The sequence below is a fragment of the Sphingobium cupriresistens genome (assembly GCF_004152865.1).
GTDB classification, from domain to species: Bacteria; Pseudomonadota; Alphaproteobacteria; order Sphingomonadales; family Sphingomonadaceae; genus Sphingobium; species Sphingobium cupriresistens.
Window position 1 is genome coordinate 12,351 of record NZ_SEOO01000024.1, and the last position, 16,051, is coordinate 28,401.

The 16,051-nt window shown below is 65.6% G+C and carries 15 protein-coding genes; 12 read left to right on the top strand and 3 right to left on the bottom strand.

Annotation, left to right across the window (positions count from 1 at the left end):
- Window position 1 precedes the first annotated feature (1 nt).
- Window positions 2-316, bottom strand: coding sequence for a helix-turn-helix domain-containing protein (locus EWH12_RS14445; RefSeq protein ID WP_011950442.1), 315 nt, complete (start codon window positions 314-316; stop codon window positions 2-4).
- A gap of 173 nt (window positions 317-489) precedes the next feature.
- Here EWH12_RS14445 and EWH12_RS14450 point away from each other — a divergent pair, with 173 nt between their 5' ends.
- The 7 genes from EWH12_RS14450 to EWH12_RS14480 all read left to right on the top strand — a co-directional run bounded on the left by EWH12_RS14450 (window position 490) and on the right by EWH12_RS14480 (window position 7,329).
- A complete protein-coding gene (locus tag EWH12_RS14450; protein WP_011950441.1) occupies window positions 490-2,310 on the top strand; it encodes a phosphoenolpyruvate carboxykinase (GTP) in 1,821 nt (606 codons plus the stop codon).
- Between the two features lie 15 nt (window positions 2,311-2,325).
- Complete coding sequence (locus EWH12_RS14455) at window positions 2,326-2,634, top strand: alkylphosphonate utilization protein (protein WP_011950440.1); 309 nt, start codon at window positions 2,326-2,328, stop codon at window positions 2,632-2,634.
- A gap of 608 nt (window positions 2,635-3,242) precedes the next feature.
- Complete coding sequence (locus EWH12_RS14460; protein ID WP_011950439.1) at window positions 3,243-3,572, top strand: single-stranded DNA-binding protein; 330 nt, start codon at window positions 3,243-3,245, stop codon at window positions 3,570-3,572.
- Window positions 3,573-3,630: 58 nt separating this feature from the next.
- Entirely contained in the window at window positions 3,631-3,960 is a 330-nt protein-coding gene (locus EWH12_RS14465) for a hypothetical protein (RefSeq protein WP_011950438.1), read from the top strand.
- A gap of 32 nt (window positions 3,961-3,992) precedes the next feature.
- Window positions 3,993-4,595 (top strand): hypothetical protein, encoded by a 603-nt coding sequence (locus tag EWH12_RS14470; protein WP_011950437.1) that lies wholly within the window; start codon window positions 3,993-3,995, stop codon window positions 4,593-4,595.
- Window positions 4,596-5,496: 901 nt separating this feature from the next.
- Window positions 5,497-6,576 (top strand): DUF2493 domain-containing protein, encoded by a 1,080-nt coding sequence (locus EWH12_RS14475; RefSeq protein ID WP_011950436.1) that lies wholly within the window; start codon window positions 5,497-5,499, stop codon window positions 6,574-6,576.
- A gap of 186 nt (window positions 6,577-6,762) precedes the next feature.
- Window positions 6,763-7,329, top strand: coding sequence for a hypothetical protein (locus EWH12_RS14480; protein WP_017184750.1), 567 nt, complete (start codon window positions 6,763-6,765; stop codon window positions 7,327-7,329).
- A 6-nt stretch (window positions 7,330-7,335) separates the two neighbouring features.
- Here EWH12_RS14480 and EWH12_RS14485 read toward each other — a convergent pair whose 3' ends face one another.
- A complete protein-coding gene (locus EWH12_RS14485) occupies window positions 7,336-7,596 on the bottom strand; it encodes a hypothetical protein (protein WP_017184751.1) in 261 nt (86 codons plus the stop codon).
- A 584-nt stretch (window positions 7,597-8,180) separates the two neighbouring features.
- Between EWH12_RS14485 and EWH12_RS14490 the strand changes: the two genes are divergently transcribed.
- Window positions 8,181-8,996: a hypothetical protein gene (locus tag EWH12_RS14490; RefSeq protein WP_011950433.1), complete on the top strand. Its 816-nt coding sequence runs from the start codon at window positions 8,181-8,183 to the stop codon at window positions 8,994-8,996.
- Between the two features lie 371 nt (window positions 8,997-9,367).
- Window positions 9,368-9,592 (top strand): hypothetical protein, encoded by a 225-nt coding sequence (locus EWH12_RS14495; RefSeq protein ID WP_011950432.1) that lies wholly within the window; start codon window positions 9,368-9,370, stop codon window positions 9,590-9,592.
- 119 nt (window positions 9,593-9,711) lie between these two features.
- On the opposite strand, the gene EWH12_RS14500 is transcribed toward EWH12_RS14495, so the two are convergent.
- Entirely contained in the window at window positions 9,712-9,930 is a 219-nt protein-coding gene (locus EWH12_RS14500; protein ID WP_026002696.1) for a hypothetical protein, read from the bottom strand.
- A 481-nt stretch (window positions 9,931-10,411) separates the two neighbouring features.
- On the opposite strand from EWH12_RS14500, the gene EWH12_RS14505 reads away from it, so the two are divergent.
- From EWH12_RS14505 to mobF, 3 genes are read left to right on the top strand one after another with little or no spacing between them, the layout of a single operon-like run.
- Window positions 10,412-10,702, top strand: coding sequence for a hypothetical protein (locus EWH12_RS14505; protein ID WP_011950431.1), 291 nt, complete (start codon window positions 10,412-10,414; stop codon window positions 10,700-10,702).
- Window positions 10,692-12,998, top strand: coding sequence for a type IV secretion system DNA-binding domain-containing protein (locus EWH12_RS14510; RefSeq protein ID WP_011950430.1), 2,307 nt, complete (start codon window positions 10,692-10,694; stop codon window positions 12,996-12,998). The genes EWH12_RS14505 and EWH12_RS14510 overlap by 11 nt, the downstream gene beginning before the upstream one ends.
- A complete protein-coding gene (gene mobF, locus EWH12_RS14515; protein WP_011950429.1) occupies window positions 12,998-16,042 on the top strand; it encodes a MobF family relaxase in 3,045 nt (1,014 codons plus the stop codon). The genes EWH12_RS14510 and mobF overlap by 1 nt, the downstream gene beginning before the upstream one ends.
- The last annotated feature ends 9 nt before the right edge of the window (window positions 16,043-16,051 follow it).

Below are 16,051 nucleotides of genomic sequence, written 5' to 3' on the forward strand. Positions count from 1 at the left end.
GCTATGACGCCGACGCATTGTCCGGCGTGCGCCGCACGGGCTCGCGCAGGGTCGGGCTGGTGGGATCGCGCAGCCGGACGCCACGCCCGCCACTCGTGCTAACGCTGTTTTCCCGGATGAGTTCGATGCCCTCGCGTTCGAGCGCGTCGACCACCTTGGTCAAGGTGTCGACGACGCCCCGGACATAGCCATCGCTCGCCGCTTCCATCCGCTGGATCGTGGGAAGCGATACGCCGGCGCGCTCGGCGAGCGTGCGCTGGTCGATTCCGAGAAGCGCGCGCGCCGCGCGAAGCTGGGCCGGAGTGAGCATCGGCATGATGTAAAATACATCAGAAATGACGTCAAGGATCGCTTAAAAGCGTTGTAGAGTATCTATCATGCTATCCTAAACTTGCTTTCAGCGCCATCAAACTGCTAACGCTCAGGCACCCAAACCACCTTTTTAACCGCGCGCGCTCGACGCGACGCCCAGGTATTCGGAGAGTTTCGATGTCGGACGCCCTTATCGCTGAAACGCTGGCCGCCCCGACTCGCCATCGTCGCCTCGCCGCCTGGGTGGACGAGATCGCCGCCCTTACCAAACCGGACCGGGTCCACTGGTGCGATGGCTCCGAGGCCGAGTGGGACGCGCTTACCGCGCAGCTCGTCGCCGCCGGAACCCTGCGCCGCCTCGATCCCGCGAAGCGTCCCAACTCCTTCTGGGCCGCATCCGATCCACGCGACGTCGCGCGCGTCGAAAGCCGCACCTTCATCTGCGCCGAGGACGAGGCCGACGCCGGCCCTACCAACAATTGGCGCGCACCGCATGAGATGCGCGATACGCTCCACGGCCTATTCGACGGCTGCATGCGCGGACGCACCATGTATGTCGTGCCCTTCTCCATGGGGCCGATCGGCTCGCCCATCAGCGCGCTCGGCGTGGAGATCACCGACAGTACCTATGTGGTGCTCTCGATGCGCGTGATGACGAGGATGGGCGCACCGGCGCTGGCAGCCCTGGGCGATGACGGCGAATTCGTTCCCGCGGTCCACTCGGTCGGCGCTCCGCTGGCGCCCGGCCAGGCCGACGTCGCCTGGCCCTGCAACGAGACCAAATATATCGTCCATTTCCCTGAAACGCGCGAGATCTGGTCCTATGGATCGGGCTATGGCGGCAACGCCCTGCTAGGCAAGAAATGCTATGCGCTGCGCATCGCCTCGGTCATGGCCCGCGACGACGGCTGGCTTGCTGAGCATATGCTGATCCTCAAGCTGACCTCGCCCGAAGGCGGCGTGCATTATGTCGCCGCCGCTTTTCCCTCGGCCTGCGGCAAGACCAACCTCGCCATGCTGCAGCCAACCATTCCAGGCTGGAAGGCCGAAACGATCGGCGACGACATCGCCTGGATGCGCTTTGGCGACGATGGCCGGCTCTATGCCATCAATCCCGAGGCCGGATTCTTCGGCGTCGCACCCGGGACGAGCGCAACGACCAACGCCAATGCCCTGGCCAGCCTCAACGCCAACACGATCTTCACCAACACCGCGCTCACCGCCGACGGTGATGTCTGGTGGGAGGGCCTGACGAAGGAGCCGCCCGACGGGCTTACGGACTGGCGCGGCCAGGCCTGGTCTCCCGATCTCGGGACGCCGGCCGCCCATCCCAACGCGCGCTTCGCCTGTCCCGCCGGCCAGTGCCCGGCCATCGCACCCGAATGGGAGGATCCCAAGGGCGTCCCGATCTCGGCGATCCTGTTCGGCGGCCGGCGCGCGACGACCGCTCCGCTCGTCACCGAGGCCTTCGACTGGCAGCACGGTGTGTTCCTGGCCTCGAATGTCGCCTCCGAAGGTACGGCTGCGGCCGAGACCAAGATCGGGGATGTCCGCCGCGACCCCTTCGCGATGCTGCCCTTCTGCGGCTACAATATGGGCGACTACTTCGCGCATTGGCTCAAGCTGGGAGCAGAAGCAGCGGATCCAGCCAAGCTGCCACGCATCTTCTACGTCAACTGGTTCCGCAAGGATGCCCATGGCCGCTTTCTCTGGCCCGGCTTCGGCGACAACGCCCGCGTCCTCAAATGGATCGCGGACCGGCTCGACGGGTGCGTCGAGGCGGAAGACAAGGCCATCGGCCGCCTTCCCAATAGGCACGACCTCGATCTGCAGGGGCTCGATCTGTCGGATGACGCGGTCACCGCCTTGCTCGCCGTCGATGACGATGAATGGCGCGCCGAGGCCGAGCGCATCCGCCGTGACTATGCGCGCTTCGGCGACCGCCTGCCCGCCGCCTTGACCGCCGAACTCGGCGCGCTCGAAGCCCGTCTGGCGTGAAGGGCGCCATCGATCGTGACCGACGCAAACGACGACTATGTCTATGACGAAGCCTCTGGCGACTGGATCACCGCTGCCGAGGCAGCCGTGAATGCCCGGACCGCCGAGACGATCGAGGTCCGCGATGCCGTTGGCAACGTCCTCGCCGATGGCGACAGCATCATCACGATCAAGGACCTCAAAGTGAAGGGGGCGGGGCAGACCCTGCGCAAGGGTACCGTGATCAAGGCGATAAGGCTGACCGGCGACGCTCAGGAAATCGACTGCCGCTACGAAGGCATCAAGGGCTTGGTCCTGCGCGCGGAATTCGTCCGCAAGCACTGACATGGCTGGCGAGGCTTCGCCGACCGCTCCAAGGACGAAGCAGGCCGGTGCCCCGCGGCCCGATGGTCATGGAGCCTGACCGAGTTGCGTGGACGGCGTCAGAACCTGCGCCCATCGCCGTCCACGCGGCCGGTGATCATGCCCGACCACTTGGCGCCGCGCCCTTCTCGTGTCTGGCGCTAGCCGAGCGCCGCCCGGCATGACCTGACGGCGTAACGCCGCCGTGGAAGGCGCGCCGATGTCAAGCTGCGACGCAGGCCGTCCCCGACCATTTGGGCACCGATGAATGTCTGACGCGCGCTGCAGTCGTGCTGCCGGCGTGTCTCGCCGTGGCGGGTCCGTGTGAAGACCGTCCATGCCGCGCGCCTTGCCGATATCACCGCGGGGCCATCCGCTTGTCTGGATGAACGCTACGCCCGTGCGGGATCCCCGCAACCCGCCATTTTCCGACCGTGTTGAGGCCTGACGGCCTCTGCCCGCACCACTCGAAAAATGGGGGTTTCCCCGCGCTGAAGCGCAGGTGCGGTGCCCCCTCGATCACGGGCCTTCGCGATTGTTCATCCCAGCGGGATCGGCCCGCTGGCGTGAAACGCGAAAGGCATCAGGCCATGAACAAGGTTTTTCTCTCGGGCCGCATCACCTCGGACATCACCCGCTTCGGCACGGACAGCAAGGGCGGCGTCAGCTTCAGCCTCGTCACCTCGAAGCCGGTGATCAAGGACGGCCAGGTCCAGAAGGACGACAACGGCTACACCGAAACCTACGACGAGTTCCATCAGGTCAAGGCCTTCAACGGCCTCGGCAAGTCGGTCGCCAACAACAAGAAGAAGGGCGACAAGCTCCTGGTGGTCGGCGAGATCCGCTACAGCCGCAACGAGCGCGACGGGCGCACCTACTACAACACCGACATCGTCGCCGAGGAAATCGAGTTCCTCTGACCGTCTCCCGGGCGGTCGCTCGCGGCCGCCCTCCACCTTCCTTCAGATGGAGAGCAAGATGTTCACTCTCACCAGCTTCGACGACATCGCCGGAATCGCCCAGGGCGTCGAGATCACCAACCCCAACATGGTCGAGCGCATCCGCCGCGCGGCAGACAGCCTTAACCGCCACGAGATCGCCGCGCACCTCGGCCAGGCGATCACCGAGGCGACCGACGCCGCGCATGTCCGCGACTTCGAGGAAGTGCAGTTCGGCGAGGCGAGCGCCGATGCGATCGTCGATTGCGAATATTACGAAGATCTCGCCGCAGCCTGGTCGCTGATCGCCAGCGAGCATCAGCTGACCATTCCCCATTCCATCTTCGCGCACGACGGGTCGGTCCACTGACCCGTCACACGCCTTTCGAACGGAGTACCGTCATGATCAAACCTGCCCCTTCGAACACCGCCGCCGCCCATTGCTACGGCATCGTCCTTCACCATCGGCTCGCCTGGTGGCTGGTCGAATTTCCCGAACTCGACGCGGCGCCGACCGCCGCGCGCAAGCTTTCGGGCAAGCTCACGCCGGGCATGGCCGACTGGCTCCGCTCCGAGACCGGCGATGCCGGTCTCGCGGCCGACGTCGCTGCGCTCCATCCCCAGAGCCGGTGCTGGTCCGGCGAATTCTCCTACCTCCCCGCGGCCGGCGCCGCCGACCAGATCGACATCGATGCCCATCCCTGGGGCAGCGAAGCCGGTGAACTCGAGACCCGGCTCGCGCGCACGATGATCGATGCGACACTGCATCCGGTTCCCGCGGGCTTCATCTCAGTCTTCACGGGCCTACCGCCGGAGAACCAGCCCGTGCTCGCGATCAGGTTGAGCGGCTACACCTGTTCGACCTTCGAACTGCTCACCGCCCGGCATATGCCGACCTATCGGCCGCGGTCGCCCTGGCGCGACATCTCGGCCGATGCGGTCAGCGATAGCGGCAGCGACATCATCGGCTGGCAGCCGGCGGCCGACTGGATCAGGCCTATCTGATCCGTGCGGCGAAGCCGGCGAGTGTCGTTGGCTTCGCCCTGCCTTTCGCTCGAGCCTGACTATCATCTGCCCGCGCGAGCGCACAGCCGGGCGCCACCACCGCTGGTGGCGTTTTCCACTTGCCGTGCCCACCTCCCGGTGAAATCCGGACGCCGGCGGCTCCTGTCGTGACCCGGCTCTCATGCGTGCCGCAGGTTGTGCCGCGCCTTGTGCCGCGTGAGGTTCATCGCCCTGCCGCGAGCCGCGTTCACTGCGCCCGGGCCCTATCGCTCAGCCCCGTTCGGACATGCGGGCGCGAGCGTGTCAGCCGGCGATCGAACTGCCTCGCAGCCAGCTCCTCAATCCAGGTGATCGATACCGTGACGCCCCAGGACGTCAGGCACCGGGGAGGTTTGCGGTGACCATCCAGTGCCGGGCGGGCCGGCGAGGTTTTGCCCGGACAAGAAGAAGAGAAGAGGGTTTCGGCGCATCCCGCCCAACGCTTCGCGCCGGGCGGGACCGGGGCTCTATTCGCTAAGCCGCCGCCCGCGCGTACCGCACGTGCCCCGGCCAAGCTCACGGAGCCAGGCCTTCGGCCCGTCTCCGCCCATTCGGGTGACGAACCCGCTTGCGGGATTCCCCCGGTGAGGTTTGAAATCCCTATTCCTCTCTTGTGTCTGCCTAGTTTGGCATGCGGGGTTGGCAGTCCGTCGAGGATGAGCGGTCCCCCCAATTTTTTCGTGCGGCCGCTGCCGCGCCCACCCGAAAAAAATCGGTTCCCCCGCTCCCCGCTGGTGCGGCGTCAACCGGGGTCCGGCCGCGGCCGGCTTCCCGGTTAACGTCCCCGACCTCCCTGACCGCCGCATGTCCTGAACAAGGCCTCATCGCGTGGATGAGACATCCAAAAGCCACGGAGGCCAACATGTCCAAGTCCTTCTCGAACTTCGCCGATTTCGCCAGCTTCATCGCCAGCGAGACGGGAACCGACCAGCGTAGCCCGCTCTACGAAGCCGCCTTCATCGAGCATGACGAGCGCGCCAAGCTTTCGCCTGTCGACGAGAGCGAGCAACTGGAAATGCCCGATCCGGAACAGAGCCGAGCCGCCGTCGAAATGGTGATGGCGACGCTCTTCGATGTGTTCCGCGACACCCGCCTCGAACCCTTCGCGAGCGATCTCGCCTGGGGCTTCGTCAACAGCTTCCATGTGGTGGCGAAGCGCATCAGCGACCGCGAGGACGATGCGGCCAAGGAGCTTGGCGAACTCGCGCGCAGCTTCGATCCCAGCGAAATCTACGCATCGCAGATCGAGGAGGCGCAGCTGCTCTGCCAGACGCTGCAGGGGTGCCGGGATGCCATGGAATGCATGCGCGACCACGCCGCCGACGTCTACCGGGTCGAGACCGGACGGCCCTATTCGCCGACGCGCGGCAGCCGGGTCTCGAAGGGCGTCACCGCCTCGATGATCGACGCCCGAGACTATCTCGCCGCCCGGATGCGGGAACGCCGTGAGCAGTTCGCTCCGGAAGGTCCGGTCGTTGCCTTCTCGGGCGGTCAGGTCTGGGAGGATCATGACATGCTCTGGAAGGGTCTGGACTCGATCCTGGCCCGCATCCCGGAGATGATCCTCGCCACGACAGCACAGACCAAGGGCTGCGATGCCATCGCGCAGGCATGGGCAGCAGCACGCGGCGTGAAGGTCATCATGTTCCGCCTCGACCGCCGGCTGGGGGCCAAGGCCGCCTTCGTCCGCAACGATCGGCTGCTCGCCCTCAAGCCGGTCGAAGCTGTCGTCTGCGAAGGCTCCGGCATCCAGATGAACCTCGCCCAGAAGCTGCGGCAGGCAGGCGTTCCCCTCCACATCGTGAAGCTCGAACCGTCAGCCAAGCCGCAGCCCGCCCAGCCCACCGGCAGAACCGCAAAGTCGCGGGACGAATTCGATCCCTGGACCCAGGACGACTATTACGCCGCCATGGTGAACGGCGGTGGTCGCCGTCGTCGGTGACGCGTCCGGGAGAGGCTCCGGCAATCGCCGGGGCCTCTCCTGCTTTTTCGCTGCGAGGATGCGGTGCGCGGGGGCATCGAACCCCCGCGCACCGCCGGGCGCTGGCGCGCGCCGCACGGACAATACCCGAAAGGGCCAAGGAAAGAGGGGAGAGGCGAGGCGCTTTCAGCCGAGGAGACCAAGCCCGTGTCCATCCTGTTCCGCATCACCGAGCCGGCCGACGATACAGCCTCGCCCAGCGCCATCATCACAGCCCGCAAGCTTGCGGCTTTCCGCCGGTTCCTCCGTTCCGAAGGAGATCGTATCGGCATCGCGCTGCTCGAACCCGACGAATATCTTGGCGACAGCTTCGAGGCGCGCGTCTGTCCACTCGCGCTCGCCGCGATCACGGGCATTTTCGACCACGAGGCCACTGTCATCGCAGTCGTCGAGGAGGCCCAGTTCAGAGGCAAGCGCATCGCGATCCATCACTGCCCGAGCAGCGCCGAGATCATCCTGCGCGTCGCCCTCACGTCCGATCAGGGCGTCGAACTCGATCTCGCCTACGGCAATGCCTACGCGCTGCTCGAAGCGCTCGCGATCGAGCCTGACAGCGTCGGTGACATCCCCATCGATCTCCTACGCGCCCGGCTGTCCGATCCGGCCACGCCGAGCCGCGCGGCGCTGCGCGGTGTCGGTCATTACCTGCCCCGACTAGAGCGTCTCGTCGCGAGCGCGCAGGAGCGCGAGGCTGCCCGCTTCGCATGGGCCTGACATGCGTTAGTCCCGGCAATTCTTCTCCGGCGGGATCCTGTCGGTCCTTCGACGCATGAGGCTGTCGATCGCCGCCTGTAAATGACAGGTCGCCATCTGCTCGCCAGCTTGCTCGAGCGCCGCCATCGCCTCACGCATCAGCACGACTGCGAGGGCCCGGCGGACGTTTGAATCGATTCCCTGCGGATCATATATGTCGATTGATTCCGGCGTGCGCGGTGCGGCTTTCGCGCGGCGGGGAACAATCTCTCGTCCCGAATTGGTCATCCCCAGGCTCCCCGCAATGCGCAAAGGTCGAACCCTTGCTCAAAACTCCCGCGCACGAGGCGCGGGAGCCGGGGCTGGTAACACGTCGAGACATGCGCCTACGCTTTTAGCACCAAGGCACCTGGACATATGCGCAGGCACCCCGGCGTGAGATCACACCGAGCTGCCTTTCTCGACGGGATTACCAGTCCCGGCGCCACGGCCTTCGCGGCGCAAACAGCCACCTATCACAGACATGGGAAGACACCAAGGTGGGTCGTCTGAACAGCGAGCCACAGTGCCTTGCCGGCAGGCACGGACACGTGCCTAAGATGGGAGACGGGACCCAAGCTCTCTCACATCTCGGCATCAGACGAGGCTTCATCGCCAAAGCATGACGCTGGGTGTCGATCGGCCGTCAAGGATCAGCGGTCCCCCCAATTTTGCCGGCCGGCGCGCTGCGCTTCCCGGCGACAAAATCGGCTCCCCCCGCTGCCCGCTCACGCGGCGGCCATGCCGTCCCTGACCGCCTCAACACCGCGTCCAGATGAGCCCATCCTCATCGATGCGAGATGGGGAGCGCACCATCATCAACGGAGGCTTCGATGGACAATCTTCACCACTCCCTGCGCACGCTGTTCAGCACCCCATTCTGTCCAAACTGCACGACCCTCTTCGACGCCGAGCAATATGATCATGTCGACGAACGCGCGCGCTGCTCGCACTGCGGAACCGTCTATCGGATCCCCGACGACCATGTGCCGGACAATCCGGATGACGACATCGACGACGTCCGGCCGGATACCGCCCATATTGTCCAACCGCACGAGCCGGGCTACTGGCCAGCGCAAGCGACTGGCTTCCGGCTCATTCGCCTGCTCGAAAGATATCTCGCACTTACCCAGACCTGCGGGCGCTTAGTCAGCGTTGCCCAAACCTCCACCGAACGGGATTTCTTCAGGGCCGAGCATGACCGGCTCTACCGCCTAACTTGCCGCATCGCACGCCAGGTCGCCCGATCGAACGGCTACGCGATCCTTCGAGCACTCTCGGACGATAGCCCGGCCTATCGCGTGGTGATCCAGAACCAGCCTATCGCTCTATCCGGGGGTTCGTGCATCAAGGAGACGCCGCAGTTTCTGACCCTCGAACAGTTGCGTGCCGACGCGGAACGGCTCGCCGAAGCGGAGATGCGGGCCACCGCCGGCGCGACGTACGAACTCTACGCCCGCCAGTTCTCCACGGCCTGTGCACGCGCCATCAACAAGCTTGATCCGGACCTGCGCCGCTACGCCGTCAAGATCGCCAATGACCACGGCTACATCGCGGGCGAGGACGAGCGATATGCCGACTTCGGACCCGGCCTATGCTCCCTGACCGGCATCGACGAACACTATTGCCATTGCGGCCGTCACCCCTGACGGCAGCCGGGACCGGGCCACGCGCTCGGTCCCGTTCTTTCGACGAGATGGCTCGATGCCCCGGCTCGCTCGCGTGCCATGCGGACCCTTCGGTCCGCACGTCGCTACGCCTCGGCCGAGGTCTCCCGACGAGAGGGAACATCTCTCACAGTCTTCCCATTCTGTCAGACGTCCGAGGCCGCCTCAAGGACGGCGGGGCCCCACGATTTTCTTCGGCGGATCGAGGGGAGGCGCTCGTCCTTCGGCGTGGTGGCCGCCGAAGAAAATCGTGACCCCCACCGCCGCTTCGCGGCCCGCTTCGCGGGTCCTTGACCCGGCCTCGGCCGCCTGACGCGCCGCTCCTGTCATTCAAGACAGACAGGAGCGAATCCATGCAGATGATCTCGACCAGCGCCGCCGCCGACAACGCCGCCTTCTTCGCAGCCATCGCGAACGCCGAACGCCGCGCGCTTCACAGCTACTTCGACCAGCACGTCGTGGCGGACGACGAGGCGGGCTACATCACCATCGACGAGGGCGATTACGGCGCGCTGCCGATGACGATCATCGACCGGATCGTCCACAGCGTGCCGGGCGGACTGCTCGACGAATATTGAGGCAAGACGGGGAGGGGCGCGCACGCGCCTCTCCCTTTTTTTGTGTGGCGATGTTACGGGCATGGGGGGCATCGAACCCCCCATGCCCGTGCCGCGACAAGGGTCGCGGCGGGGGCTGTTCAGGCCGTGAGGCGCTTTTCCACTTCGTCGATGCCGAGCGACCGGATACGGGCAACGAGCCCACCCAATCGCTTGCCGTCGAGCTTCAGCAGGCCGGTCTTCTCAAGAGCCTGGATCGCGGCCTCGCGTTCCTTCTCTTCCAGCCGTTGCCGTCGCTCCTCGAGCTTGCGGCCTTCCTCTTCTATCGCTGCTCTTTCCTGTTCCAATGTGCGTGCCATGAAGGGCCTCTCGGTTCACGCTGATCGGGCTATGAACAGGCCCACTATAAGCGCTCACCGGCCATGCCGGAAGCACGGAATGCGCGCCCGCCAAGCGGTTGGTCAACTGCCGCAACCATGGCTTTCCTTCCGTCCACCGGACGGCCTGGCGTCCCGCCGGAGGCGCTTCCCCATGCCATTTGATCGCGTCACAAGACGCCCCGGGGAGTGGATCAGCCCTGGTGCAGAGAAGCACACCGAACGCACCTCGGTGCATTGGGTTCTGGAACAATTCCAGCGACTTATGGCGGTCTTGGTGCGTGTGCGGCTGTGGGACAGGATTTCGCTGCCCACAAAACACACGAAAATCGGCCATTTCAGCGTGTTACACGAGAACACGCTCCGCGCCGCGCATGCGATTTTCTTGCTCCACCGACACGATTGCGCTATAAGTCGGATCGGTTTCTGAGACCCCACCAGCCTCCCTGCTAGGAGGCTCGGTTTGACCATTCCCTACAAGCATTGCTCGGTCCGGCTCGACCGGAGCAAATATGATCGCCTCGTAGCGCTCGCCGCGGAGCGCGGATGCACGCCGTCCGACCTGCTGCGCGCGGCCGTCGATGCCTTCCTGGGATCCGGCCAGCTCTTGACCTCAAGCCACCGTCGGATCGCCCGCATCAGCGAGTTCCAGCATCTCGCGCTCGACATCATCATCCGCGAACAATTCCCCGAATATCGCGACCGCATCATCGCGGAAACCGACAAACGTCTGGAGCAATATCATGGCGCGTGAGGACATCCGCACGGACGGGCGTCCCGTCCCGCTCACCCATCATTCGGCGCGCGGCCGCGTGCAGCGCAATGCCGGCAATTTCACCCGCGGCAGCCAGCTACTCACCCATGAGATGCTGATGTGGTTCTCGGGCGCCAAGCTGCCCTTCATCCTCTGGTTCTTCGCCTTTCTCGCCGCCTGGTTCATCATCATGTCGCTCAAGCTCGACGAGCATGGTTTCCAGCTCGTCTGCATGAAGGTCTATGCGACCCTCTGGAACTGGATCGACCTCAATCCGAACAAGCGCGTCAACGTCACGCTGCCGAACGGCGACCTCATGCGCACCGTGATGAAAGCGGTGCCCTATATTCCCGAGGTCATCACAGCCTGGGCCGTCGCGATGCGGGGCCTCATCGGCGCTTTCCTGATCTCGGTCTTCATCACCATTCCGGCCGCCATCTGGTTCGTCGACATCTCGCATCGGCGCGGCCGTTCGATCCTTCAGGAACGGCATGAACGCGGCGCCATGCTGGTTGATCGCAGCGTGCTTCTGGTGGAGATCAACGAGCATAACCGGGTGAAGTTCGAAGAGGAGGCGGCCGACCTCTTCCCCGGCCTGTCCTCGCGGCAGGTTCTCGCGCTCCCGTTCCGAGCGCGCAAGGAAGCCGGCATCCATCATCCCTACACGCTCGCGGGCATCCCCTTTCCGCACCGCACCGAACAATCCCATGCGATGCTCATCGGCACCACCGGATCAGGCAAGACGACCGAGCTCAGAAGCCTCGTCACCCAGATGCGCGAGCGCCAGGACACGGCCGTCATCTTCGATCTCACCGGCGCCTATGTCGAAGCCTTCTACGATCCCACACGCGACACGATCCTCAATCCCATGGACGCGCGCTGCCCGGCCTGGTCGATCTTCAACGATTGCCGCACCCACAGCGAATTCACGGCCGCCGCGGCGGCGCTAATCCCTTCGGATGGCGGTTCGTCCGAACCCTTCTGGGCGCTCGCAGCGCGCACCCTCTTCATCGAGATGTGCATTCGCCTGATGGAGCGGGGGCAGACCAGCAATCTGGCGCTGTCCGAGAACCTGATGACGGCCGACCTGAAGCGCGTCCACCGCTTCCTCGCCAACACCATCGCCGACCCGCTCACTGCCCCCGAAGCGGCCCGCATGGCGGAATCGATCCGCGCCGTCTTCAACACCAATGCGCAGGTCCTTCGCTTCCTTCCCGACGAGGGCGAATCCTTCTCGATCCGCGACTGGATCACGCGGGACAAGAAGCCCGGATCGATCCTGTTCGTGACGTCGAACTATGTCGATCTGCCGATGAACCGGGCGCTGCTCACGCTGTGGATGGATCTCGCGATCAACCGGCTGATGACGCTGCCGCGCACCCGCAGCTTGCGCACCTGGTTCATGTTCGACGAGCTTGGCGCACTGCATCGCCTTCCGGCGATCGAGAATGGTCTCCAGACGGCGCGCGCGTTTGGCGGCGCGATGATCCTGGGCATCCACAGCTTCGAGAAGCTGGTCGAAGTCTATGGCGAGCAAGGGGCACGCAATCTCGCCTCGCTCGCCCGCTCCAAGCTCATCCTCGCGACGGCCGATCTCGACACGGCCGAGCAGTGCGCGCGCTACATCGGCAACCGCGAGGTTCGCCAGATGGATGAGGCCTATAGCTACGGCTACAATAACACCCGCGACGCTTCGACCCTGACCCCGCGCAAGCAGGTCGAACCACTCGTCATCGCCGATGACATCACCAACCTGCCCTCGATGCACGGCTTCGTGAAATTCCCCGACGGCTTCCCCGCCGCGCGCATCCTGCTCGAGTGGAAGGACTATCCCCAGGTCGCCCAGGGCTTCGTCCAACGGCCCGATGTCGGGCCGGTACGCTCAAGGCGCGGAGAGGAGGTGTTCGAGGAAGACGGGGCAGGGGAGGCGGGCGGGCGCGACGGCTCGTTGCAGGTCGTGGAGGAAGTGGCCGAGATCACCAATCTCGCCCGCGATCTCGCCGCACGGATCCTGTCGGCCGAGGTCGAGGAGGAGGACGATGCCGCCCGCCGCGCGGCGCAGCGGGCGGACGACCGGGACGAACAGGCGACGCCTGGCACGCATAGCGCGGACAGGGCGCAGGCGGCGCGCGCCAGCGGCGAGGAACAGCCGGTTTCCGCGCGCGACCGGGACGATCGTCGTGATGGCCACCGGCACGGGGAGACGAGCCCACAGGTCGAGGACCAGACCCTGATCGAGCTGCGCCACGACTTCTCCACCGGCCGCGAGGATGACGGCATGGACATGGGCATCTGATGCTCTCGGTCGCCGGCGTCCGCTCCGCTTCCGGTGCCGCGAACTATTTCGCGAAGGACGACTATTACACGGTCGAGGGCTCGTCCGAGATCAGCGCCTGGGGAGGGGAGGGCGCCGAGGCGATCGGCCTGTCCGGAGAAGTCTCGAAGGACGCCTTCGAGGGCGTGCTGAACGGTATCCTCCCAAGCGGCGAAGCGGTCGCCCAGGTCGAGAACCGGCGCGCCGGCTACGACCTCACCTTCTCCATGCCGAAGTCGGCTTCGGTCATGGCCTATGTCGCCGGCGACAAGCGCGTGCTTGACGCCAATATGGCCGCGGTCAAGGCGACCATGGCCTGGGTCGAGAAGAACCTCGCGGAAGGGCGTCGCGACATCGAGGGGCGCAAGGTCCCGGTCCAGACGGGCAATCTCGTCTACGCGCTCTTCCAGCACGACACGAGCCGGGCGCTCGATCCGCAGGCCCACATCCACGCCGTCATCGCCAACCTCACCCGCATGCCCGATGGCAAATGGCAGGCACTCCACGCCGACAAACTCTGGAGCCACAACAGCATCATCGGCTCGATCTACCATGCTTTCCTGCGCGCCGGGCTCGAGCGGATCGGCTATCAGGTGGACCTCAAGGGCAAGCATGGCACCTTTGAGATTGCCGGCGTTCCCAAGGCGGTCATCGGCGAATTCAGCCAGCGCCGCGAGGAGATCCTCGATCACGCAACGCGGCTCGGCATCAAGTCGCCGGAGGGCCTGCGCGAAATCACCAAACGCTCGCGCGATCCCAAGCTCGACGTCGAGGACCGCGCCGCGCTGAAGCAGGGCTGGATCGACCAGGCCGCTGCCCACGGCTTCGACGGCAAGGACCTGCGGGCAGCAGCCGAGGCGCGCGCCGGGATGGCGTCTTCGGAAAATGCTCTCGAGCGCGGCTACCGCGCCATTGTCGATGCCGTAACTGGTGCCCGCCAGACGCTGGGTGCGCTGCTCCGCCCCCAGGACCCTTTAGTGGACAATGCGCTCGCCCGCGCGGTCAAGTCGCCAGCGGAAGCGCGCGCGCAGCTCGCGGTCGCGTCCGCCGTCCGGATCCTCTCCGAACGTGAGGCCGCATGGCCCGTCAATCTGCTCGGCAAGACCGCGCTCGATCTCGGTCTCAAGGGCGTCACCGTCGACCTGATCGAGAGGCGGATCGACCGGCTCGTGCAGAACCGTCAGCTCATCCCGGGCGTCGCGACAGCCGCGGACCGGACTGGCCGCATGGTGACCACGCAGGAGGCGCTGCGGACCGAAGAGAAGATTCTTGCCGCCGTCGAGGAGGGGAAAGGGAAGTCCGAGCCAATTGTGGCGGCCGCCGATGCGCCGCAGCGATTGCAGGATGCCGCCGAACGGCCGCTCAATCCTGGGCAGCTCGCCGCCGCGACGATGATCCTGTCATCCGCCGATCGTACCGTCTCGGTGCAGGGCGCCGCCGGCACGGGCAAGTCCACCATGCTCCAGGCGGTCGCGCGGGTCGCCGAGGAGGAGGGCGCCCGGATCACCGGACTTGCCTTCCAGAACAAGATGGTCGCGGACCTCGCCGAAGGGGCGGGCATCAAGGCCCAGACGATCGCTTCCTTCGTGCTCGCCAACGAGCGGTTCGTGACCGAGCGTGACACGCTGGGATATGAGGCTGCGCGCGAGAAGCTCGCCGGTACCATGCTTCTCGTCGACGAAACCTCGATGGTGTCGTCGAACGAAATGCTCAAGCTCCACCAGATCACAGCAGCCTTGGGCGTCGACAAGCTCGTTCTGGTCGGTGACCGGCAGCAGCTCTCTTCGATCGACGCGGGCAAGGCCTTCGCCATGATCCAGGCGGGCGGCGGCACGATGGCGCGGATGGATCAGAATATCCGCCAACGCACCGACCAACTGCGCACCGTCGCGGCGCTCGCCAATATCGGCAAGGCCGGCGCGGCGCTGAAAGTGCTGGGGGACCGTGTCGTCGAGGCGGGGGAGCCGGCCGCCGCTGCGGCCGACATGTGGCTCGAGCTCTCCCCTGGCGAACGGGAGGCGACCGCTGTCTTCGCTTCGGGCCGCGACGCGCGCGCCGTCATCAACCAGCGCATCCAAGATGGCCTGATCGCGGAAGGGAGCGTCAAGGGCCAGGCGATCCATCTCACTGTCTTTGAGCGGGTCAACACCACGCGCGAGGAGCTGCGCTATGCCTCGACCTACCGTCAGGGCCAGACGCTCGAGGTCGGCCGCGGCGGCGCGCAGGACGTCGGGATCAAGGCGGGACGCTACGACGTCCTCAAGGTCCACGCCAACGGGAAGGTCGAACTGTCGGACGGTCGGCGCAGGATACGCTTCGATCCCCAGAAGCTGTCGCCGACCGAGCAGCGCGATCGCCTGCAGCTTTCTGAAAAGAAGGACCTTCAGCTGCGCGAAGGGGACCGCATCCGCTGGACGGCCAACGACAAGCAGCGCGGCCTGCACAATGCCGCGCTTGCGCGCGTTGTGGGCGTCGATGCCGATGGCGTGAAGGTTGAGACTGCGGACAAGGTGCTCCTCACGCTCAGCCTCGGTGACCCGATGCTATCTCGGCTCGACCTTGCTTATAGCCTTAATATGCACATGGCCCAGGGGATCACCACCGACAAGGCGATCACCGTCATGTCGTCGCATGAGCGCAACCTCTCGAACCAGCGCCTCTTCAACGTCGGGGTCACGCGCGTGCGCGACGAGCTGACAATGGTCGTGGACGACAAGGAGAAGCTCGCGCGGCAGCTCGACATGAATCCCGGCAACAAGACCTCCTCGCTCGAGACGCTCGGCCGCCTCGATATCGACGGCAGGAAGGGGCCGGGCGCGCAACCCCGCGAGAAGTTCGATCCCGGTCCGATCGACGGCGTCAACCTGTCCGATCTTGCTCCCGTTCCAAGCGATCTGCCGCCTCTGCCCGATGGCGCGGCATCTGCGCCGGCCGCGAAGGCCCCACAAGCGCCGCCCGATCTGAAACCCGATCGCGGCGATCCGCTGCCACCGCTGCCCGAGCGCAGCCTCGGGCTCGACTTGTGAATGGAGAAG

Coding starts and splice junctions, on each gene's coding strand:
- EWH12_RS14510 (WP_011950430.1), top strand. CDS start 10,692: ATGGCGCGTGAGGACATCCGCACGGACGGGCGTCCCGTCCCGCTCACC.
- EWH12_RS14470 (WP_011950437.1), top strand. CDS start 3,993: ATGATCAAACCTGCCCCTTCGAACACCGCCGCCGCCCATTGCTACGGC.
- EWH12_RS14495 (WP_011950432.1), top strand. CDS start 9,368: ATGCAGATGATCTCGACCAGCGCCGCCGCCGACAACGCCGCCTTCTTC.
- mobF (WP_011950429.1), top strand. CDS start 12,998: ATGCTCTCGGTCGCCGGCGTCCGCTCCGCTTCCGGTGCCGCGAACTAT.
- EWH12_RS14490 (WP_011950433.1), top strand. CDS start 8,181: ATGGACAATCTTCACCACTCCCTGCGCACGCTGTTCAGCACCCCATTC.
- EWH12_RS14485 (WP_017184751.1), bottom strand. CDS start 7,596: ATGACCAATTCGGGACGAGAGATTGTTCCCCGCCGCGCGAAAGCCGCA.
- EWH12_RS14465 (WP_011950438.1), top strand. CDS start 3,631: ATGTTCACTCTCACCAGCTTCGACGACATCGCCGGAATCGCCCAGGGC.
- EWH12_RS14500 (WP_026002696.1), bottom strand. CDS start 9,930: ATGGCACGCACATTGGAACAGGAAAGAGCAGCGATAGAAGAGGAAGGC.
- EWH12_RS14475 (WP_011950436.1), top strand. CDS start 5,497: ATGTCCAAGTCCTTCTCGAACTTCGCCGATTTCGCCAGCTTCATCGCC.
- EWH12_RS14445 (WP_011950442.1), bottom strand. CDS start 316: ATGCCGATGCTCACTCCGGCCCAGCTTCGCGCGGCGCGCGCGCTTCTC.
- EWH12_RS14460 (WP_011950439.1), top strand. CDS start 3,243: ATGAACAAGGTTTTTCTCTCGGGCCGCATCACCTCGGACATCACCCGC.
- EWH12_RS14450 (WP_011950441.1), top strand. CDS start 490: ATGTCGGACGCCCTTATCGCTGAAACGCTGGCCGCCCCGACTCGCCAT.